Origin of the sequence: Nonomuraea sp. NPDC050643, from assembly GCF_040654715.1 — a bacterium.
Classification (GTDB): Bacteria; Actinomycetota; Actinomycetes; order Streptosporangiales; family Streptosporangiaceae; genus Nonomuraea.
Window position 1 is genome coordinate 123180 of the sequence record NZ_JBFAIM010000024.1, and the last position, 20894, is coordinate 144073.

18 protein-coding genes are annotated in these 20894 nt (G+C 71.1%); 8 read left to right on the forward strand and 10 right to left on the reverse strand.

Translation table 11 applies throughout. The features are described from left to right. Positions 1 to 68: 68 nt before the first annotated feature. The 4 genes from thpR to AB0I15_RS30580 form a co-directional block, all read right to left on the reverse strand. Positions 69 to 626, reverse strand: a complete 558-nt coding sequence (thpR, locus tag AB0I15_RS30565; RefSeq protein ID WP_358102612.1) for an RNA 2',3'-cyclic phosphodiesterase — start codon at positions 624 to 626, stop codon at positions 69 to 71. Positions 627 to 646: 20 nt separating this feature from the next. Beyond that, the gene (locus tag AB0I15_RS30570; RefSeq protein ID WP_358102613.1) at positions 647 to 1879 is read right to left on the reverse strand and encodes an MFS transporter; all 1233 of its coding nucleotides are present in this window, start codon (positions 1877 to 1879) and stop codon (positions 647 to 649) included. A gap of 23 nt (positions 1880 to 1902) precedes the next feature. Further along, on the reverse strand, positions 1903 to 2331 hold the full coding sequence (locus AB0I15_RS30575) for a MarR family transcriptional regulator (protein ID WP_358102615.1): 429 nt from the start codon (positions 2329 to 2331) through the stop codon (positions 1903 to 1905). A gap of 190 nt (positions 2332 to 2521) precedes the next feature. After that, entirely contained in the window at positions 2522 to 3985 is a 1464-nt protein-coding gene (locus AB0I15_RS30580) for an NCS2 family permease (RefSeq protein ID WP_358102617.1), read from the reverse strand. A 59-nt stretch (positions 3986 to 4044) separates the two neighbouring features. Here AB0I15_RS30580 and AB0I15_RS30585 point away from each other — a divergent pair, with 59 nt between their 5' ends. Both AB0I15_RS30585 and AB0I15_RS30590 read left to right on the forward strand, forming a co-directional pair. After that, a complete protein-coding gene (locus AB0I15_RS30585) occupies positions 4045 to 4257 on the forward strand; it encodes a DUF2530 domain-containing protein (RefSeq protein WP_358102619.1) in 213 nt (70 codons plus the stop codon). Positions 4258 to 4373: 116 nt separating this feature from the next. Further along, positions 4374 to 5849 carry an alpha/beta hydrolase gene (locus AB0I15_RS30590; RefSeq protein ID WP_358102621.1) on the forward strand — a complete coding sequence of 492 codons (1476 nt, stop codon included), beginning with the start codon at positions 4374 to 4376 and terminating at the stop codon, positions 5847 to 5849. A gap of 59 nt (positions 5850 to 5908) precedes the next feature. On the opposite strand, the gene AB0I15_RS30595 is transcribed toward AB0I15_RS30590, so the two are convergent. Continuing rightward, positions 5909 to 8944 (reverse strand): hypothetical protein, encoded by a 3036-nt coding sequence (locus AB0I15_RS30595; RefSeq protein WP_358102623.1) that lies wholly within the window; start codon positions 8942 to 8944, stop codon positions 5909 to 5911. A gap of 190 nt (positions 8945 to 9134) precedes the next feature. Further along, on the reverse strand, positions 9135 to 9935 hold the full coding sequence (locus tag AB0I15_RS30600; RefSeq protein WP_358102625.1) for a DUF3027 domain-containing protein: 801 nt from the start codon (positions 9933 to 9935) through the stop codon (positions 9135 to 9137). 126 nt (positions 9936 to 10061) lie between these two features. On the opposite strand from AB0I15_RS30600, the gene AB0I15_RS30605 reads away from it, so the two are divergent. Further along, complete coding sequence (locus AB0I15_RS30605) at positions 10062 to 11594, forward strand: MFS transporter (RefSeq protein ID WP_358102627.1); 1533 nt, start codon at positions 10062 to 10064, stop codon at positions 11592 to 11594. 70 nt (positions 11595 to 11664) lie between these two features. Here the strand turns inward: AB0I15_RS30605 and AB0I15_RS30610 are convergent, their stop codons facing one another. Together AB0I15_RS30610 and AB0I15_RS30615 are read right to left on the reverse strand one after the other, a co-directional pair. Beyond that, positions 11665 to 12060, reverse strand: a complete 396-nt coding sequence (locus tag AB0I15_RS30610; RefSeq protein WP_358102629.1) for a cold-shock protein — start codon at positions 12058 to 12060, stop codon at positions 11665 to 11667. A 92-nt stretch (positions 12061 to 12152) separates the two neighbouring features. Further along, on the reverse strand, positions 12153 to 12773 hold the full coding sequence (locus tag AB0I15_RS30615; protein WP_358102631.1) for an HAD family hydrolase: 621 nt from the start codon (positions 12771 to 12773) through the stop codon (positions 12153 to 12155). Between the two features lie 100 nt (positions 12774 to 12873). On the opposite strand from AB0I15_RS30615, the gene AB0I15_RS30620 reads away from it, so the two are divergent. Continuing rightward, on the forward strand, positions 12874 to 13269 hold the full coding sequence (locus AB0I15_RS30620; RefSeq protein ID WP_358102632.1) for a hypothetical protein: 396 nt from the start codon (positions 12874 to 12876) through the stop codon (positions 13267 to 13269). 33 nt (positions 13270 to 13302) lie between these two features. Next, complete coding sequence (locus AB0I15_RS30625; RefSeq protein ID WP_358102634.1) at positions 13303 to 13920, forward strand: helix-turn-helix domain-containing protein; 618 nt, start codon at positions 13303 to 13305, stop codon at positions 13918 to 13920. On the opposite strand, the gene AB0I15_RS30630 is transcribed toward AB0I15_RS30625, so the two are convergent. Then, complete coding sequence (locus AB0I15_RS30630) at positions 13913 to 14764, reverse strand: hypothetical protein (RefSeq protein ID WP_358102636.1); 852 nt, start codon at positions 14762 to 14764, stop codon at positions 13913 to 13915. The two genes, AB0I15_RS30625 and AB0I15_RS30630, sit on opposite strands and share 8 nt — an antisense overlap. Positions 14765 to 14809: 45 nt before the next feature. On the opposite strand from AB0I15_RS30630, the gene AB0I15_RS30635 reads away from it, so the two are divergent. Further along, positions 14810 to 17197: a helicase C-terminal domain-containing protein gene (locus tag AB0I15_RS30635; protein WP_358102638.1), complete on the forward strand. Its 2388-nt coding sequence runs from the start codon at positions 14810 to 14812 to the stop codon at positions 17195 to 17197. Positions 17198 to 17242: 45 nt separating this feature from the next. Here the strand turns inward: AB0I15_RS30635 and AB0I15_RS30640 are convergent, their stop codons facing one another. After that, positions 17243 to 18598, reverse strand: a complete 1356-nt coding sequence (locus AB0I15_RS30640) for a hypothetical protein (protein WP_358102640.1) — start codon at positions 18596 to 18598, stop codon at positions 17243 to 17245. Positions 18599 to 18969: 371 nt separating this feature from the next. On the opposite strand from AB0I15_RS30640, the gene AB0I15_RS30645 reads away from it, so the two are divergent. Together AB0I15_RS30645 and AB0I15_RS30650 are read left to right on the forward strand one after the other, a co-directional pair. Then, on the forward strand, positions 18970 to 20448 hold the full coding sequence (locus AB0I15_RS30645; protein ID WP_358102642.1) for an AMP-binding protein: 1479 nt from the start codon (positions 18970 to 18972) through the stop codon (positions 20446 to 20448). Between the two features lie 86 nt (positions 20449 to 20534). After that, on the forward strand, positions 20535 to 20891 hold the full coding sequence (locus AB0I15_RS30650) for a DUF4190 domain-containing protein (RefSeq protein ID WP_358102644.1): 357 nt from the start codon (positions 20535 to 20537) through the stop codon (positions 20889 to 20891). The last annotated feature ends 3 nt before the right edge of the window (positions 20892 to 20894 follow it).

The following is a 20894-nucleotide window of genomic DNA, read 5'->3' on the forward strand; positions in this document are numbered from 1 at the left end:
CGATCAGCAGCAGCAGGCCGAGCACGACGGGCAGCAGCCAGGAGCGAGGACGATCCACGCCCAGGAGCCTAGCCCCGCTCAGCGGGTGCGAGCGCCCATTCCGCGAGTGACTCGTACCTCACCTGGGCCCCGGTGTGACTGCGGACGAGCCGGACCCGCTCCGCCCGCCACGACGACCCGCTGAACCCGGACAACGACTCCACCAGCGGACGCAGATCCGTCTCCGCCTTGGCTCGGGCCAGCGTCAGATGCGGATGGAACCGCTTCTCGTCCGTCTGCGTGGCCCCGGCCCGGCGGGCGCCGGCCTTGACGGAGTCGGCGAGCCGGACCATGGAGTCACCCGTGACCCCCGCCCAGAAGACCCGGGCCCGCCGCGCGGACGAGAAGGCCCCGAACCCCTCGAAGGCCAGCGTCAGCGCCGAGTGCCGCCCCACGGCCCGCGCCAGGCGCGTTTCCAGCTCCGGCAGTACCTGTTCGGGCACCTCTCCGAAGAACGCCAGCGTGATGTGCCACGTGGCCCGGTCGGGCCAGCGCAGCCCCGGCACCTGCCCGACGTGCGGCGCGATCGCGGCCGAGATCTCGTCCAGCACGTCGTCGGGCGGCACCAGGGCCGCGAAAAGCCTCATGCCCACCCATTGTCATCGACTCATGCCACCGCGAGGGCGGGTTTGGCCACGCGCGAACTGATCAGGCGCGTCATGAGCACCGCCAGCCCCGTGCCGGCCAGGACCAGCGCCCCGGACAGGACCACGCCCATCCTGGGCCCGCCCAGCTCGGACAGCCACCCGATCAGCGGCGCGCCGATCGGCGCGCCACCGGTGAACACCAGCATGTAGATCCCCATGACCCGGCCGCGCATGGCGGGAGAGGTGGCGATCTGTACGCTCGCGTTGGCGGCGGTGTTGATCGTGATCAGCGCGATCCCGGTCGGGATCAGCAGCACCAGGTACGCGGGATAGAACGGCGCCAGCCCGGTCGCGATCTGGAACAGCCCGAACCCGATCGCCCCCGCGAACAGCACCTTCTTCGTCAGCCGGGCCCGCCGCGCCGCGAGCAGCGCCCCACCGAGCGCCCCCACCGCGAACATGCTGGACGCCAGCCCGAACGAGGACGCCCCCGCCTTGAACTCCTCGGCCGCCATGAGCGCGATCGACATCGAGAACGACTGGGAGAACATCGACACGAACCCGATGAGCAGCACCGGCATGAGCAGCTCTTCGCGCTGGATCACATACCGCAGCCCTTCGCGAAGCTGCCCCTTGGCGCGTGGGACGGGCGCGGAGGGGTTGAGTTCGGCCTTGCGCATGAAGACCAGGCTGGAGATGACACCGCCGAAGGTCAGCGCGTTGATCAGGAAGATCGGCCCCGTCCCGCCGAGCACGTAGATCAGCACACCGGCGAGCGCCGGGCCGACCACGCGGGCGAGGTTGAAGATGGAGCTGTTGAGCGCGATCGCGTTGGGCAGGTCCTGGCGGCCGACCATCTCGACCACGAACGCCTGCCGGGTCGGCACCTCGACGCACGAGATCATGCCGAGCAGGAACGCCATCACGAACACGTGCCAGACCTGGGCCGAACCGGTCATGGTGAGCACGCCGATGGTGAGCGCGAGCCCGGCCATCATGGTCTGCGCGGCGATGAGGATGGGCCGCTTGGGGTAGCGGTCGGCGAGCACGCCGCCGAACATCCCGAACAGCAGCATCGGCAGGAACTGCAGCGCGGTGGCCAGGCCGAGCGCCGCCGCGCCGCCCCCGGTGTCCCGGGTCAGATCGAGCACCAGCCAGTCCTGGGCGGTGCGCTGCAGCCAGGTGCCGACGTTGGAGACGGTGCCCCCGGCTGCGAAGATGCGATAGTTGTGAACCCTGAGTGACCGGAACATCCCGGTCTTGGGTTCTTCAGGCTCTAGATCTTGCTGAGCTTCTCCAGGATCGGCGCCGCCTGCCTGAGGATCGACCGCTCCTCCGGCGAAAGCTCCTTCAGCCGCTGGGTCAGCCACGCTTCCTTGCGGCGTCGCTCCTCCTTCAGCAGCTTCTCGGCGGCCTCGGTCACGGTCACGCTCACCTGGCGCCGGTCGGTCGGATGCGGGCTGCGGGAGACCAGGCCGCGTTCCTCGAGTGCGGCGATCACGCGGGTCATCGAGGGAGGTTGCACCTTCTCGAGCTCGGCCAATTCGCCGGGGGTTATCCCGGAATGCCGTTCCACCGCGGCGAGCGTCGCGAACTGTGTGGGCGTCAGCGAGTGCGCCGCCGCCTGTCGTCGGAGGCGCCTGGTCAGCCTTGCCAAGGAGACGCGCAGGACTGAAGCCAGGCCTGCGTCGCTGCGCAGGTCCATCTTGGGCTGGGGTTTGGTTAGCATGAGTCATTACCTTCGCTAACTATACGGCATGGCAAGATATTTCCCTACATAACGTTCGTCTGATGCAGTGATACCTCGAAGCCGCCCCGCCTGCGCGGAACGGCTTCGACGTGCGTACTCGTATGTGCTCGTGGTGCTCGTGGTGCTCGTGGGTGGTCGGGGGTGCTCAGACTCCGAACAGCGCCCTGATCGGCCCGATCGCGAAGTAGAGCGCGAACAGGACGGCCACGCCCCACAGGAGTGGGTGGATCTCCCGCGCCTTGCCGCTGACCACCTTGATCAGCACGTAGCTGATGAAGCCGGCGCCGATTCCGTTGGAGATCGAGTAGGTGAACGGCATGATCACCACGGTGAGGAAGGCCGGGATGGCGATCTCGTAGTCGTTCCACTCGATGTCGCGGATGGCGGTCATCATCATAAAGCCGACCAGGACCAGCGCGGGAGCGGCGGCCTCGTACGGCACGATCGTGACCAGCGGCGCGAAGAAGATGGCCACCAGGAACAGCGCCCCCGTGACCACGCTGGCCAAGCCCGTGCGAGCGCCCTCGCCGACCCCCGCCGCCGACTCGATGTAGGTGGTGTTCGAGGAGACCGAGCCCGCGCCGCCCACCGCCGCGCCGATCGAGTCGACGAGCAGGATCTGCTTGGTACGCGGCAGCGTCCCGTCCTCCTGCACCAGATCGGCCTGGCGTCCGACGCCCACGATGGTGCCCATGGTGTCGAAGAAGTCCGTGATGAGCAGGGTGAACACGAACAGCGCGGCCAGCAGCACGTCCACGCGTACGAAGCCGCCGAACGGGTTGAACTCGGCGAACAGCGTGAGCGGGTTGTGGAAGCCGAAGATCTGGTCGGGGACGACGGGCTGGTTGAGCCGCCAGCCGTAGGGGTCGTCCGGCACGGACGGGCCGAGCTTGGCGATCGCCTCGACGATGATGGCCAGGATCGTGGTGCCCACGATGCCGATGAGGATGGCGCCCTTGACCTTCCGCGCCACCATCGCGGCCGTGGCGAGCAGCCCGACGATGAACACGAAGATCGGCCACGAGGTGAGGGCGCCACCGATGCCCAGTTCCAGGGGCGTGCCGGCGGCCTTGCGCACGAAGCCGGCGTCCACGAACCCGATCAGCGCGATGAACAGGCCGATGCCCACGCTGATGGCCGTCTTGAGCTGGGAGGGAATGGCGTGGAAGACCGCCGTCCTGAGCCCCGTCATCACCAGGACGGCGATGATGACGCCCTCGAGGAAGACCAGCCCCATGGCCTCTTCCCAGGTCATCACGGTGGCGATCTGGAAGGTGACGAAGGCGTTCAGGCCGAGCCCGGCCGCCATCGCGAAGGGCACCTTGCCGACGACCCCCATGAGGATCGTCAACACGCCCGCCACGAAGGCCGTGCCGGCGGCGACGAGCGCCACGTTGGGCGTCGTGCCGTCGCCGATGAACTGGCCCTCCACGTCCTTGCCGCTGGTCAGGATCAGCGGGTTCAGCACGACGATGTAGGCCATGGTGAAGAAGGTGGCGATGCCGCCCCGTACTTCACGGGAGACTGTCGAACCTCGTGCGGAGATTGCGAAGAAACGATCTATTGCGTTACGTGTGTCGCTCACGACGCGAACAGTGACAGTCGTCATGAGCTGCGAAAAGAGCCGGTGATGAGATCGAGACCGGATTGGAAGCTAGGCTGGACAACGTGAAGCAGGAATGGCATCCCGATCCGGAGCCGATCAAGACCAATGACACCGCCGCCGTGGCCGTCGGCACGGGGGTGTGGGCCGTCGCGCTGGTCATCCTGTTGATCTTCCGCCCGGCCCCGGAGAACACGTGGTGGATCTGGACCTGCCTGACCGGGGTGGGCTTCGGCTTCTTCGGCATGTGGTTCGTCCGGCGGCCCCGGCGCGGCTGACCGGCATATCAGTCCGGAGCTGACATTCGTCATCTCTGGCTGTTCGCCGAAGTCATCCGGAAGTGGTGTTTGCGCCCACTACATCGGCATACGCCCGCTAAATCATGCTTGTACGCATGAAGAAGCCCATAGTGACCCTGCTCCTTGGCGCGGCCGTACTCACCGCCTGTGGCACCACCGGGCAGCCTGCGGCGAAGAACACGGCGGCGCCCGCCGCGAAGAGCACAGGGACGATCACCTGGAGCCCCTGCACCGACTTGACCACCCCCGACGGCAAGCCCGCCACCCCCGGCGCCGGCGTCGAGTGCGGCAGGCTCCCGGTCCCCCTCGACCACGCCCAGCCGGGCGGCGAGAAGATCGACCTCGCCCTCATCCGGGTCAAGGCCACCGGCGACCGCCTGGGCTCACTGGTCTTCAACTTCGGCGGCCCCGGCGCGTCGGGGGTGGACACGATGAGCCTGGCCGCCACCGCGTTCGCCAAGCTGGGCAGCCGCTACGACCTGGTCAGCTTCGACCCGCGCGGCGTCGAGCGCAGCTCCGGCGTCAGGTGCGGCGGCGAGATCGACAAGATCATCTCCGCTGGCGGGGACGCGGACACGGAGAAGCTGACCAAGGAGTTCGCGGCGGCCTGCGAGAAGGACTCGGGCAAGATCCTGCCCCACGTCGGCACCATGAACGCGGCCAAGGACCTCGACCTCCTCAGGGCCGCGCTCGGTGACAGGCAGCTCAACTACGTCGGCTTCTCGTACGGCACCCACCTCGGCGCCGTGTACGCCACCCATTTCCCCAAGAACGTCGGCCGCTTCGTCCTGGACGGCGCCTTCGACCCCACGGTGACGTTCGAGGAGCGGGCGGTGATCCAGGCGACCGGGTTCGACCAGGCGTTCGCCGCCTTCGCCAAGGACTGCGTGGCGCAGAGCTGCGAGCTGGGCGCCGACCCGGCCGCGGCGGAGAAGGCGGTGGAGACCCTGCTCGAGGGCCTCAAGACCAAGCCGCTCAAGGTGGGTGACCGGGAGCTCACCTACGGGCTGGCCCAGCTCGCCGTCATCACCCCGCTGTACGCCAAGCAGACCTGGTCGATGCTGGAGCAGGGGGCCGCCGCCGCCATCAAGGGCAACGGCACCGCCCTGCTCGCCCTGGCGGACGCGTACACCGGGCGCAGGCCGGACGGGACGTACTCGACGATGATGACGAGCCTGACGGCCATCAACTGCGCCGACAACGCCGAGCGCCCCACGGCCGCCGAGACCGCCAAGGTCAACGAGCGGGTGAAGAAGATCTTCCCGATCCTGTCGCTCGACGGCTCGACCGGCACCTGCGCCCACTGGCCGGTGAAGGGCGACAACGCCGCCAAGCGCATCGACGCCACGGGCTCGGCGCCCATCGTCGTCATCGGCGGCAAGGGTGACCCGGCCACGCCGTACCAGTGGGCCACCAAGCTCACCGACCAGCTCAAGACGGGGGTCCTGGTGACGTACGAGGGCGAGGGCCACGGCGCCTACCTGAGCGGCAACGGCTGCGTCATGGGCCTGGTGGACGCGTATGTGCTGGAAGGCAAGCTCCCCGCCCCCGCCGCCACCTGCGCGGCCTGACCCGCGGCGTCTCGTCACGGTGGCGGCCGGCCCACGGGGGCCCGGCCGCCACGCTCGTCTCAGGACAGGTCGGCCTCCGCCAGGAGGAGGGGAACCGAGGCCGGGTCGCGCAGGAGGGCGGCCACGGCGAGGCGGTCGTTCCACTGCCCCGTCGCCCACGCCAGCCCCCGCGCCAGCCCGTCGACCCCGGTGCAGTGCACGGCTCCCTCGAAGTAGCGCCACGCGCACTCCACGCCGTCCACCAGCAGCTTCTCGTGCTCCACGTAGGTCGCTGGCGCCGTCGGCAGCAGGGACCGCACCTCGGCGGGCACCTCACGCACGGCGCCCTCCGACGTCACCTCCCCCGAGGTGAGCTCACCGGCCAGCGGCAGGTCGAGCAGCTCGGACAGCGCCTCAGCCAGATCGTAGGAGGCCAGCACCAGCGGCCGGCCGGCGACGAGCTGCAGCAGGTCGGGGGCCTCCACCACCACGGCGTCGTCCGCCGGGGCCACCACGATCGCCCCCTCGAGCACGGCCCGCACCCGCGAGGGCGGCGCGACCCGCGAGGGGTCGACGGCGGCCAGCGCGATCCACAGGGCGCGCAACTGGGCCCGGTCGACCTCGATCGAGTCGTCGGCCAGCAGGTCGAGGAGCTCTTCGGGCCCTCCGTGGGAGGTGAGCAGCTCGGTCAGCGTCGTGCGCACGCCGAGCATGGACAGGGCGGCCTCGTCGAGACCGGTGGGCGCGTCGGCGTAGAGGCCCTGCAGCAGCGGGTCGGCCCCCGGGAGCCGCAGCTCCAGCGGCTTGCTCCCGCTCAGCACCGGATGGTTGGCCAGCCACCACGCGGTGTAGGACGGCACCTCGACGCCCTCCACCCGCAGCGGATGCAGGGCGGCCCGCAGCGGCGGCGTGGTGAGCAGCGCCAGCGCGGCCGGCCAGTCGGCCACCAGCTCCAGGTCGCGCACGGCCACGAACTCGGGCACCAGCGGCGGCACGTCCAGCTCGGGCAGCAGGTCGAGCACGTGGTCGAGCCAGTCGGCCTCGCCGTCGAGGTCGTGGTCGCAGTCGTCGGGGTCGAGCAGCACGTCGGCCTCGTTCACCACCGCGAACCCGTCGAGCACCCCGGCCGCCGCCAGCACCCGCGCGCCGTAGGTCTCCTCCAGCTCGGCCGCGGCCACGCCCAGATGCGTGTCGGGCTCCAGCAGCCCGGCCAGCGCGCCGCCGGCCAGCATGAGGTCGCCGGCGGCGTAGAGCTCGCCGTCGGTGCCGCGCAGCGCCAGCTCGGCCAGCCACGGCGCCTCGCCGGGCACCAGCCCGGATGTCTGGACCAGGGACAGGACGGCCCGCGCCACCGGCTCCGGGTCCGGGTTGTCGAGCGACTCCGAGACCGCGGCCTTGGTCAGCGGATCGTCGAGGATCGTCCTGGGCGTGGCCTCGGCGGCGCCCAGCCGCAGCAGCGCCGGGTGGGCCGCCTCCGGATGCACGATGCGCAGCCCGAGCGGGGTCAGGTCGAGGTCGGCGCCGCCGTCGGTGAGGATGAGCGTGCCGCGCGGCCCGCGCACCACCCGGCCATCGGTCAGCGGCACCGGCAGTGCGCCCAGCGACTCGGGATCGTCGGCGGGCAGCACCTGGTAGAGCGAACGCCACCACGACGGCTCGCGCGCTTCGGCCGCCTCACCCGACAGCAGGTCGACGATGTCGGCCAGCTCCACCCTGCGCACCCCGAGCGCGACCATCGCCGGATGCCGCGCGTTCCACCCGGCGGGCAGCAGCCCCGGTACGAAGTCCGCCACCGCGGCCAGCAGCTCGGACGAGCCGGACGCGACGACGGCCGCCTCCCGCCCCGCGACCACCCAGCCGTCGCCCTCGGACTCGGGCGCCGGATGCTCGACCCGCCACTCGGCGTCGGGCTCGTAGACCTTCGCGTCGGCGAACGACGGGGACTGCACGGTGGGAGCGGGCGCCGACAGGGCCGGCAGCAGGGGCGTGGCGGGCAGGCGCTCGAGCACCGCGCGCCGGACGCGGGCGTCGAGCTCGCCCTTGCCCATGAGCGAGGGCACGAGATCGAGCAGCCTGGAGGTGCGAGGCAGCTCTCGCAGCAGCCGCACGTAGGCGTCGGCCGCCCGTTCGACCAGGAAGTCGGTGAGCGGCCCCTTGGCCACGTGGCGCCGGTCGGTGGCCATCGGGAACGACGCGATGAGCAGCGCGGGCAGGTCGATGGGCTCGACGCTGGGCGTGGGGGCGTGCACCACGGGCGGCACGGCGGCGGGCAGCGGCCCCGGCTCACCGGTGCCGGTCACGGGCACCGCCCAGCGCAGCGACCAGAAGGGCCGGGCCCGCTCCTCGGTGGGCCGGTCGGCGAAGAGCCTGCCGACCTCCTCGGGGGTGAACTCGCCGGACTCAGAGACCACGTGCCAGCCGTCGGCGCCCACGTTGCGGATCTCGCCGTCGAGGTCGATCTCGATGACCTCGAGCGCGGGCAGGCCGATCAGCAGCGCGGGGCTGGTCTCGCCCAGCATGCGGCGCACGGCCTCGACGCAGGCCTGGTCGCGCAGCGGGAGGCGGACGAGCGTGTCGAACCCCTCGGGGACGTCGATGAGGGGCGGCTCGTCGAACGGCAGCCGCAGCAACGGCACGTGCCCGGAGCGGTCGGCCAGCTCACCCGCCAGCGCGGGGATCTCGGCGACCAGGGCGGCGGTCTCCGTACGGGACCAGCGCACCGCGCCGGCCCCCCGTGAGCCGATGGAGGGCGCGTCGCAGACCGACACGACCGCCGCGAACCCGACGCCGAACCGGCCCGCCGCCCCCGCCTCGTCGCGCTTGCCCGAGGCGCGCAGCGTCGACAGGCTCTCCACGCCGGTCGCGTCGAGCGGGGCGCCGGTGTTGGCGGCCGTCAGCACGTCGCCGCGCAGCGTCAGCCGCAACACCCCGGGCACGCCCGCCCGCAACGCCGCGTCGGCGGCGTTCTGGGCCAGCTCGACGATCAGCCGATCGCGGTAGCCGCCGAGCGCGAAGTCCTCCTCCGCGTTGGCGTCTTCGCGGAACCGGGCGGGCGAGGCCGTCCACGCCGAGAGGACGGCTGCTCGCATCCGGTCAGTGCCGTAGGTGTCGCTCATCGATCACGATCCTGGTCGAGGGTAGGGGGCCACCGTAGGTTAGCGGCCCGGACCGACACTCACGATCCTTCACCGACAGGACCCCGGCCCCGCCGCGCCACGCTCTTCGCACTCACCACGACTGCCCTGTCCGGGCGCTCTCAGACCCCTCGAGGGCACGGCGAAGCCGCGCCTGCCCGGCCGAGCACGCTCAGGAGTGGCCGAGCTCCTCCGAGGCGGACTCGTCGACCGAGCCCGACTCCTCTTCCATCAGGTCGTAGCCCAGGTCGTCGAGGATGGGGATGGCCTGCTCCACCGGCGGCGGGAGCACGGCGGCCTCGGAATGGGCGCCGCAGCCGTGGTCGGCGGCCACGACCTTGCCGTCGTCGGGCGCGTATTCGTTAGCGCAGACCCCGAACATCGGCCGCAACCCACCCGCCAGCAGCCAGTAAAACCCGCAGGTGGAACACTGCGCGGGAGCGGCGTGTGCGATCGGTGTATGTGGCCCGTGCTCGCCCGAGTGCCAGCGTCTGGCAGCCCGATCCTTGCCGATGGCCGAGAGCACACGTGCCCGGCCCAGGCCGTACTCGAAAACCGCCTGATGGTCGGTTTCTTCGTCGGTCTCGGTGAAACCGGGCGCGAGCCTGTCGTCGTCGTCCGCGGTGGGGAGCAGGTCGCCCACGCCGAGATCGCCAGGGCGCAGGCGCTCGCTCCACGGCAGCCACTCGGGCGCCAGCAGCGCCCCGGAGCCGGGCAGCAGAACGGCCTCGCTGACCGTGACCTTCTTCGCACGCGAGGCGCGCGTCACGGTGACGGCCCAGCGCCAGCCGCGATAGGCCCGGTCGAGACAGGCGAAGTAGTGGGTGACGATCCGGTCGCCCTCGCTCTCGTAGCCGAGGTGGTCTCCGGGCTCGCCCGGCCGCGCCAGCTCCTCGGCCGCGGCGCGCGCCAGATCGACCGCGGCGACACATGCCTGGTCGGGAGCGGAGACGCGGGCCCTGGTGCGGCTCATCGGGCCGCCTCCGCCGAAAGGTGCTGTTCGCTCACACTTCATTCTCACCCATCAAGGGACCTGCGGGTGCCCACAACGGGGGATCCCGCACTGAGATCCCGTATCAATCGGGTAAGACTGGTAGGCGTGGAGGGTGGCTGGGAGCGAGCACGCCAGATCTCGCGGCGGATGGCGCATGGCGCCGCCGACGCGGGCCGCGCGACCGTGCGCGCGAGCAAGGCCACCGCGAGCGGGACCGCCCGGGCGGGTAAGGCCACGGCCAACGGCGCGCGAAAAGTCGGCAAGGCCACGCGGCGGCTCACCTACGCCAACGGCGCCGACCGCACCGGGCTCGGCCGCCTGATCGAGCTGTCGGCCGGCAACAGCGCGAGCGACGCGATGGTCACCGTGGCGCTGGCGAGCACGGTGTTCTTCGGGGTGCCCGTCGGCGAGGCGCGTGGCTCGGTGGCGCTCTACCTGGTCATCACCATGCTGCCGTTCGGGCTGCTGGCGCCGTTCGTGGGGCCGATTCTCGACCGGTTCAGGTCGGGGCGGCGCTATGTGATGGCGGGCACGCTGTTCGGGCGGGGGCTGCTGTGCTTCGCGATGGCCGCCGCGGTGGGGCCCGGCGATCTGCCGACGCTGTTCATCGGGGCGCTGGGCGTGCTGGTGCTGTCGAAGGCGTACAACGTGTCGCGGGCGGCGATCATGCCCAGCGTGCTGCCCGCCGACATCACGCTGGTGTCGGCGAACGCGCGGGTGGCGCTGTTCACGCTGATCTCGGCCGGGGTGGCGGTGCCCTTGGGGGCGGGCCTGACCGCGTGGCTGGGCAGCGCGGCCGTGCTGCGCATCGCGATGGTGGCCTTCCTGCTGCTCGGGGTCGCCGCCGTACGCCTGCCACGCCACATCGACTCCCCCGACCTGGACGAAGAGGGCGAGTCGCCCCGCTGGCGCACCCTGCTCAAGGTGGGCCCCGCGGTCGCCGAGGCCGTCTGGGCCAACGTGGCCATCCGCGTCTTCTCCGGGTTCCTGCTGTTCTTCCTGCTGTTCCTGGTGCAGGACAAGGCGGTGCCGTGGCTGGCGCTCGACGACCCGCTGACGCGTGACCCCTTCTTCGACATCCCGAAGACGATCGCGCTGCTCGCGGCCGCCGCCGGGGTGGGCGGGCTGGTCGGCGCCGTGGCCGCGAACTGGACCCGTAATCACGCGCCGCAGCTCATCGTGCTCGTCACGCTGGCCGTGACCGTCGTGACCACGATCGTCACCGCGATCTTCTTCGGCCTGTGGACGGCCCTGGCGATCTGTCTGGTCACGGCCTTCGCGCAGGAGCTGGGCAAGCTGGCGCTCGACGCGATCGTGCAGCGGGAGATCGGCGAGGAGGTGCGCTCGTCCACGTTCGGCGTGGTCGAGGCGGTGCTGCAGCTCGCGTGGGTGTTCGGCGGCCTGGTCGGGCTGGTGCTCTCGCTGTCGGAGAGCAGCACGGCCGGCCTGGTCACGCTGACGGTAGCGCTGACCGCCGCGCTCGGCTGGCTGCTGGTCTCCAGGCGCAGGCGTGTCCGCGCCACCAAGGACAAGCTGCGGCGGCAGCGCGCCGAAGCCGAGGCCGCCGCCGACCGGCCGCAGCCGCCGCGGACGGACACGCTCGACTCGACGAAACCGCTGACCAACCCGAACGGCTGACCGATCCCGATCGGCCGACCAGCCCGAACGGCCGACAGCCCGAACCGCCGACCAGCCCGATCGCCCGGCGCTACGCGTCGAGGTCGTCGGCGACGGCCCTGAGCACCTGCGCGATCTTCTTGGCGTGCACCATGTCCGGGTGCTTGCCCCGCTGGTAGGAGGTCGAGACACCGTCGAGCAACTTGATCAGGTCCTCGACGATGACCACCATCTCGTCCGGCTTCTTCCGCTTGGCCTTGGGCTTGGTCTTGGCCAGCGTCGGCGGCTGGTCCAGGATCCTGACCGAGAGCGCCTGCTGACCACGCCGTCCCTCGGCCACGCCGAACTCGACCTTCTGGCCGGGCTTGAGCGGGGCCGCACCAGTGGGAAGCGCGGAGGAATGCACGAAGACCTCACCGCCGTCGTCGCGGGTGAGGAAGCCGAAACCCTTGTCGGCGTCGTACCACTTGACCTTGCCACTCGGCACAGGAGGACCTCGTTCAAACAGTCGAGAGGAGGATGGATGGATGTAGGTTATGCCCCGCGAAGCGCCAGGGCGACCGGGTAAATGGCGGGCAATTACCGGAGTTCGTCATGCTCGTGCCATCCGGCGAACCAGCCCGCGAATTCGGTCAGGTCGCCCAGCGCCACATCAGCTCCGTGATCACGCAGCTCTCCCACCGTGTAAGGGCCGGTCGCGACCGTCACGCTCACGGCGCCACCTGCGCGGGCCGCCTCGATGTCCGCGACATGGTCACCAACATAAGCCGCCGCGCCGAAGCGCGCGAGTGCCGATCCTTTCGCGGCACCGAAAAGGGAACCGACCACTTCGTCCACGGCCAGGCCGAGGCTCTTGACCGTGCCACGGGCGTCACGGACGTTCTTGCCCGTCACCACGATGACGCGGCCCCCACGGCGGCGTACGGCGTCGATCGCCTCGTGCGCGCCCACCATGGCGGTGTGCACCGGAACCCCCATTTCCGGATATATCTCCCTATAGAGGTCGGCAGCCGCCGTAACCTCCTCGGCGGGCAGCCAGTTGGCCAGTTCCATCTCCAACGGCGGGCCCAGCCGGCGCACGATCGCCGCGCTGTCAAAAGGGACGCCCAATCGCGCGGCCAGCTCGTCGTAAACGGCGGCGATGCCGGCTCTGGTGTCGGCCAATGTCATGTCAAGGTCGAATCCCACTGAAGTCGTCACAGGTGAAGGATGCCAAACGGGCCTCTACTCCGCGTAACGGCCCTTGTTCTGCGGGCGCGGGAATGGGAAGAAAGGAATTACTTATCGGAGAGGAGCGGCCGTGACCGACACCCCCAAGCCGCCGCACACCGGAGACCGGCTCGTCGCCTCCTCCGCTCCGCCCCGTCCGCACAGGCCCGCACGGCCGGGCGGGCGCACCGTGACCCTGTGGCAGCGGATCGTGGGAGCCGTGGCCTACGTGGTGAAGGTGGCCTCCAGGGTCGCCGCGCTCATCGTGGTGCTCTACGCGGCGTTCTCGGTCTTCAGGGCCAACCCGGCCAACATCTGGTACCAGTTCGTCGAGTCGCTCGCCTCGTGGCTGTCGCTGGGCCTGCCCAACCTGTTCCAGCTCGCCGATCCGCGCTGGACGACCCTGGTCAACTACGGGCTCGCGGCCGTCGTCTGGCTGATCGCGGGCTCCGCTCTGGCGGGTCTGATCCGGCGTGCCGCTCCGTAACTACTACGCTCCTTACGGAGGTACCGGATAAAAATGACCAGATCGACCCGTGAGCGGATCGTCGATGAGGCCCTGCGGCTGTTCGCCGAGCGGGGCTACTCCGCCACTTCCGTGGCCGAGATCGAGGCCGCCTCAGGGCTCTCGCCCGGCGCCGGAGGGCTCTACAGGCACTTCAAGTCCAAGTACGAGGTCCTCGCCGCGGCCATCAACGAGCACGCCACCCGTACCAGGAGTCAGGTGGCCGGCAGCCTGGCCGAGCTGAGCGCCATGGAGACCTCGGTCGACCTGGAGGAGCGCCTGGCGCACGTGTGCCGGGCCGGCCTGGCGAAGGTGCGCGAGGAGTCCGAGCTCACCCGGGTCTTCTTCCGCGACCTCAGCCAGTTCCCCGAGCTGGTCACCGTCGTACGCGAGGGGCTGCTGCAGCCCATGTTCGACGCGATCGTCACCTGGTTCCAGGCGCAGCCCGAATACCAGGACGCCAAGGTCGACTGGGCGGGCATCGCCGCCGTGCTCGGCGGCTCGGTGGTGCACTACCGGCTGTTCCAGGAGACGGTGGGCGAGCTGCCGGGGCACGCGGAGAAGGACCAGTTCGTCACCGCCTGGGTACGCCTGGCGATCGGCCTGCTCCCGAGCCCGGCCCCGGTCAGGTGAGGTCGAGCAGCCGGTAGGCCAGCCAGACCACGCCCAAGCCCGTACCGATCATGAACATCGTGCCGCTGACGTCGAAGAACTGGGTGACGAACGCCTGCAGCCCCGCCTCCGTCCCCACCCGCAGGCCGCCTATGAGCACCCCGCCCACCGAATAGCCCAGCAGCGGCGCGCCGATCCCGACGAGCTTGTCGCGCAGGGTCCAGGTGTCGCCGAACAGCACCAGCGCGGCGCCCACCGCCCACGCCACCACGGGAACCTCGAAGATCGCCAGCGGCGGCAGGTCGAACGGCACCAGCAGCGCCGCCACCACCAGGATCACCATGGCGGCCGTGTCACGCGGATGCTCCTTGACCACGGTCCTGGCGTCCCGGCCCCCGGTGGCCATCGGATTGGCGCTGAACATGGCCGCTCTGCGCAGCCCGGCGAACGGCAGCCCGCGGCCCTCCTCCCGCCGGTGGACCCGTTCCTGTGCGATCTTGCTGTACGTCCTGACGCCCGGCGGCGTGTCGGGGTCGTCGGCGATGGCCGGGAAGCGCATGGTGGAACCGGTGCCGCGCGGCTGCGCGGACTCCACCGGCGCGGCGACGGCCGTGTCGCGCCTGGTGGCCGCACCCTCCTCGGCCAGCCTGCGCGCCTCGCGCTCGACGAGGGCGGCCGGATCGCCGAACCGGGCCAGCACCTTGGCCACCTGGCGCGCGTTCTGGCTGCCGTGCCGCTCGGCCTCGATCCTGGCCCGCAACCGCCTGGCGAAATCGAGCCGCTGGTCGGCCCTGAGCACGCCGTGGGCGGCATCGGCCGCCTTCGACACGTAGTTCAGCACGAGCTGGTCCGCGCGCTCTATCACGTCTAGCAATGCTGCCCCAATCAGGTGGGACATACCATGGCAACGATGGAGTTCACGGAGTGGATCAGGGGGCGCACCGACGAACAGCTGCGGGCGCTGGTCTCCGCGCGCCCCGAGTTGATCACTCCGGTGCCCGCGCATCTGGAGGGCCTCGCCTCGCGGGCCGGCAGCCCGTCGGCGATCGGCAGGGTGCTGGACCGGCTCGACCGGTTCACGCTGGCCGTCGTGGAGACGCTGGCCGTACAGGACGGGCCGATGTCGAAGGGCGCGCTGCGCGACCTCGTCGGCGCGGCGCTCGCGCACGCCGACGACGAGAGCACCGGCGCGGCGAACGCGGAGGCGAGCTGTACGGGCCCGCGCGCGAATCCGGAGCCCGCACTGTCGGCAGCCCTCGACCGGCTGTGCGACCTGGCCCTGGTCTACGGTCCCGACGACGCGCTGGAGCTGGGCCCGGGCGTGCGCAAGGTGCTCGACGACCCGGCCGGGCTGGGCCCGAGGGCTCTCGACGCGTTCCGGCACCACGCGCCCGAGCAGCTCGACGAGATGGCCGACGACATCTCCCCGGGCACCGAGGGCTCGGGCAAAGAGCGGCTGGCGGCCGCGCTGGCCCGGCCGGCCGCACTCGTCCAGGCCGTCTCGCCCGAGGCCAGGGGCGCGCTCGACCAGCTCGTCTGGGGCCCGCCGACCGGCCGGGTGCCCAACGCCAGGCGCGAGGTGCGCGTCGACTCCGCCCGCTCCCCCATCGAGGAACTGCTGGCGCGCGGGCTGCTGGCCGCCAGCGGCGAGGAGAGCGTGACGCTGCCCCGCGAGGTCGGGCTCTACCTGCGCGGGGGCCGGGTGCACCGCGGCCTGCTGGCCCTGCCGCCGCCCCTCCAGGGGGCCGCCCGCGACCGGACCCTGGCCGACCGTACGGCGGCCGGGCAGGCGTTCTCGTTCGTCAGGTCGGTCGAGGAGCTGTGCGAGCGGTGGAGCATCGAGCCGCCGGGCGTGCTGCGTACCGGCGGGCTCGGCGTACGCGACCTGAAGCGCGCGGCCGGCGAGCTGGACCTGCCCGAATGGGTGGCGGCGCTGGTGATCGAGGTGGCGCACGCGGCCGGGCTGATCGCCTCCGGCGGCGGCGTGGACGGCGAGTGGCTGCCGACCTCCGGCTACGACCTGTGGCGGGTCAGGTCCACCGACGACCGGTGGGTGACGCTGGCGGCCACGTGGCTGCAGATGGACCGGGTCCCCGGGCTGGTCGGCGACCGCGACGAACGCGACCGGCCGCTCAACGCGCTGCACACCGACCTGCGCCGCGCCGCCGCGCCCGGGGTCAGGGCGGCCACGCTGGGCGTGCTGGCCTCGGCGCCGGGCCTCGCGCCCGACCGCGACTCCGTGCTCGAACGGCTGGCCTGGGAGCAGCCGCGCCGGCGGGGCCCGCTGCGCGAGCAGCTCACCGAGTTCGCGCTGCGGGAGGCCGAGCAGATCGGTGTGACCGGGCTGGGCGCGCTGTCCGGGCACGGGCGGGCGCTCGTCGAGGGCGGCGACGCGGCCTCGGTGCTCGCGCCGCTGCTGCCGGAGCCCGTCGATCACGTGCTGCTCCAGGCCGACCTCACCGCGGTCGCGCCGGGGCCGCTCACGAGCGAGCTGAACCGCTGGATGACGCTCACCGCCGACGTCGAGTCGAAGGGCGGGGCGACCGTCTACCGATTCAGCGAGAGCTCGATCCGGCGGGCGCTCGACGCGGGGCACGGGGGTGAGGAGCTGGTGTCGATGCTGGGCCGCCACTCGGCCACGCCGGTGCCGCAGGCGCTGTCCTATCTGGTGACCGACGTGGCCAGGCGGCATGGGCGCATCCGGGTCGGCACGGCGAGCGCGTACATCCGGTGTGACGACCCCGCGCTGCTCGACCAGATCACCGCCGACCGCCGCTCGGCGGCGCTTCGCCTGCGGCGGCTCGCCCCGACCGTCATCGCCTCCCGCTCGTCCAGGGCGGCGCTGGTCGATTCGCTGCGGGCCATGGGCTACGCCCCCGTCGCCGAGTCGCTCGACGGCGACGTCATCATCTCCCAGCTCGACAGCCGGCGCACCGAGGCGCTCGCCCCGGTCCGCACGGCGTCCGCGGCCAACGGGCTGGACCCCGAGGTCGCGGTGGCGGCCGTACGCGCCCTGCGGGCCGGTGACGCCGCGCACCTGTCGCGGCGCGAGCCCGTCGACTCCCCCAGCGGCCAGGTGCCGCGCGGGCCCGCCACGGCCACGATCTCGGCCCTGCAGGAGGCGATCAAGCAGGGCGTGCGGGTGTGGATCGGCTACCTCGACTCGCAGGGCAACGCGACCTCCCGCATCCTGGAGCCGGCCAGGATGGAGGGCGGCTACCTGACCGCCTACGACGAGACCAGGGCCGCCGTCCACCGCTTCGCACTGCACCGCATCACGGGCGTGGCGGGGCTCTGAGCTTCGTGCCGGCTCGTGTGCACGGGCGTGGCGGGGCTCTGAGCTTCACAGGTGGAGAGCTTTGAGGAGGGGCGCCAGCGAGCGCTCCGCCACCGCCGCGGCCGGTCCGCCGCCGGACGCGAGCCGCCGCAGGTGCCTGCCGGAGTCGGCCGGGTAGCGGACGGACAGCCCGCCACCCAGCGCCACGGCCGCGGTCGCCGCCGTGGCGGGATCCGCCGCCCAGCCGAGCGCGAGCCCGAGCGCCGCGGGTGCGAGGGTGTCGTCGGCGCACATGTACGACAGCACGTTGGCCGCCGCCACCCGCTCGGCCGCGCTTCCCTGGGCCCAGCCCTCCAGCAGCTCCCGCCGGACCTCCTTCGGCGAGAGAGCCGCCAGCGCCGCCACGCCCTCCGCGGCGCGCACCTGGACCTCGCTCCCCTGCCCCGGCAGCGAGCGCACCCATTCGCGCAGCGGCTGCCACAGCCAGAAGCCGTACCTGCCGACCAGCTCGGCCAGCACCTGGCCGCGGTGGTGCGGGGCGTGGAAGCCGACCACCCCGTCGGTGACGGCGATCAGCGGGCCACGGCGCGTCCGGCGGCCCGTTTCGTGGCAGAGCCGCTCGAGCCGGGCGAGCTGCTCATCGAAGACGGCCTCGGCCAGCCGGTGCGTGAACGCCAGCGCCGCCACGGTCAGCACCTCGCGCATGGGCGGCTTGGTGTCGAACCAGGCCGCCACCTCCTCGCCGGCCGGCTCGCCGTCGCGCGTCAGCCGCGCGGCCAGGCGCACGACCTCGGCGGGCGTGGGCAGCGTCAGCGCCAGGACCCGGGCCTGGGTCAGCTCCTCGGCGCTCAGCCCGGCGCGCCGCTCGAAGGCGCTCAGGCACAGGTCGAACAGCTCCCCGGGGTCGGGCGCGGCCCACGGATGCTCCACCTCGACCGCCTGCGAGGGCTCGCCGGCCCTGGTCACGACCAGGTACGAGCCCAGCTCGGCCAGCTTGCGGGCCAGATTGACCAGCACGGTCCTGTCGGTGCTGGCCGCGATCCAGTCGTGCAGCAGGTACGCGCGGCCCGGCTCGTACTCGGTCCTGGAGAGCAGGTCGTGCGCGGTGGCGGCCGGGGACAGCACGGTGATGGCGCCGTCGGCCAGCGACATGCGCGAGAGCAGGGAGATGGCCCCTAACCGTCTGCCCGTCTCCTCCTCGCCGACGAGGACGAGCAGGTGCCGCGTGGCCAGCCGTCGCACGCCCTCGGGAAAACATCCCGGCTCCAGGTACGACCGCAGCAGCCCGTCCGCCTCCCGCCTGTTGAGGTCTCGGGTGGCCGGACCGGCCACGGCTCTGACATGTTCTCTGACAGCGATCAGGCTCCCGGTGAGCGTTATGTTGTCGAGGTCGATCTCGCCCGGTTCAGGCGTTTCGGTCACGAAGTCACCTCGGGATTAACTGGAAAGTTTTCTACAGGAAATATTTCTGGCCAACGAGATTCTTCGTTTTATACGGAGAGATCGCACAGCGTCACCACGCGGCTTCGACCTGGCCTTTTGTGCGAGAATCAGGGCCCGATCCATCGACGCGGACATGTCGATCATGCTCTCCATGCTGTTGGCAGGCCCATGCGGCCCTTAGATCTCCCACCATTACACGATCTAGGCCAACAAGAAAACTCGAATGGACACAGTAGAGAATTTATGCCCATTTACGGACCACAAGGACACCGTCCACAATGGCTAGTCAAGATCAGACCACCATCCGCCGAGGCTTGACTGCGCATCCTCGCTCGCATCAGGTTGTGCATGTGACCGAGCAGACGCTGGGCCGGCTGGCCGAGGAGTCATGGAGCCGTTTCGACGACCACGACTCGATGTTCTACGAGGACGTCTGGCACCGCAGCCACGTGCTCGCCGAGCGGGCGCGCCGGATGTGCGGAGGGTTCGCCGAGGCCGGGATCCGGCCTGGAGACCGCGTGGTCGTGATGATGGCGAACTCGCCCGAGGTGCCGCTGATCTATCAGGCGCTGTGGGCGGCGGGCGCCGTGGTGACGCCCGTGGTGTTCCTGGTGGGGCCCGACGAGCTGCGCCACATCCTGCATGACAGCGGCGCCTCCGCGATCGTGACGTCGCCGGAGCTGGTCGAGAACGTGCGGGCCGCCGACGTACAGATCCCCATATTTGTGGAAACGGGCGAGCTGGAGCGGGCAGCCGAGCACGGGCCCGTGGCGCGGGACCCTGGTGACCTCGCCGCCCTCATGTACACCGGTGGCACCACCGGCAAGGCCAAGGGCGTCATGCTGAGCCATCAGGGCCTCTGGCACGTGGCCAAGGACGCGTTCGAGATGTCCCATCAGGAGGGGAAGAACCGGGCGCTGGTGCCCGTCCCGCTGTCGCACGCGTACGGGCTGATCATCTCGGTCGCCTCGATGCACGCGACCGAGCCGCAGCAGGCGGTGCTGATGCGCTGGTTCGAGCCGAAGGCGTTCCTGAGGCTGGCCGCCGAGCAGCGCGTCCAGTACGGCACCGTCGTCCCCGCCATGCTCCAGCTCCTGCTCGCCGAGCCGCTCGAAGAGCACCCGCTGCCCGACCTGACCTACCTCACCTGCGGCGCGGCGCCGCTCGGCAGGGACGTGCTGGAGGAGTTCGAGCGCCGGATGCCCGGCGTGCAGATCCTCGAGGGCTACGGCCTGACCGAGACCAGCGCGGTGACCACCTTCAACCCGCCGGGGCGGCGCAAGGCGGGCAGCGTGGGCCTGCCGCTGGCCGGATACTCCATCACCATCCGCGACAGCGATGGCGAGGCGATGGAGATGGGCGACGTCGGCGAGATCTGCGTCTCCGGCGACTCGCTGATGCTGGGCTACTGGGGTGAGCACAGGCCCGACCCCGAGGGCACGGCGCTGGTCGGCCAGGAGCTGCGGACGGGCGACATCGGCTGCGTCGACGACGACGGCTACCTGTACATCGTCGACAGGAAGAAGGACCTGATCATCCGCGGCGGGTTCAACGTGTTCCCGCGCGACGTCGAGGACGCGCTCAACCAGCACCCCGAGGTCGTGATGTCGGGCGTCGTGGGCCGCACCGAGCCCAGGGTCGGCGAGGAGGTCGTGGCCTTCGTGCAGCTCAGGCAGGGTGCCGAGGTGACGGCCGAGGAGCTGATGGAGTGGGCCCGCGACCGGGTCGGCCGGGTGAAGTATCCGCGCGAGGTGCGCTTCGTCGACTCCGTCCCGGTGACGAGCGTGCTCAAGCTCGACAGGAAGGCCCTGCGGTCCATGCTCGGCTGAGGTCGTCCGGGTTCTATGGTGATCTCGTACACCGGGTCAGGCGCGTCTCATTTCCGTGATAAGTGTTGACCTGTCTGGAGGTGAACATGAGTCAGGAAGATCCGCCGGGATACCCGTACCAACCCTACGGCGCGCCCTACGGCGAGCAGCCGCCCCCGCAGCACGGCTATGGCTACGGCTATCCGCCGCCGCCACGCAACGACGGGCCCACGGCGGCCGCCATCGTCTCGCTCGTGCTCAACCTCCTCGCCCTCGTCTCGTGCTGCAACGTCCTGGGCCTGCCCGGCGCGATCCTGGCGGGCCTGGCGCTCGGCAGGGCGCGCACGGAGCCGCAGAGCGCCCGCACGATGCTGATCTGGAGCTGGGTCCTGTTCGGCACCGGCTTCGTGCTGGGCATCGGCACGTTCCTCTTCCTGGGGCTCAACGGCTATCTGGACGACTGATCC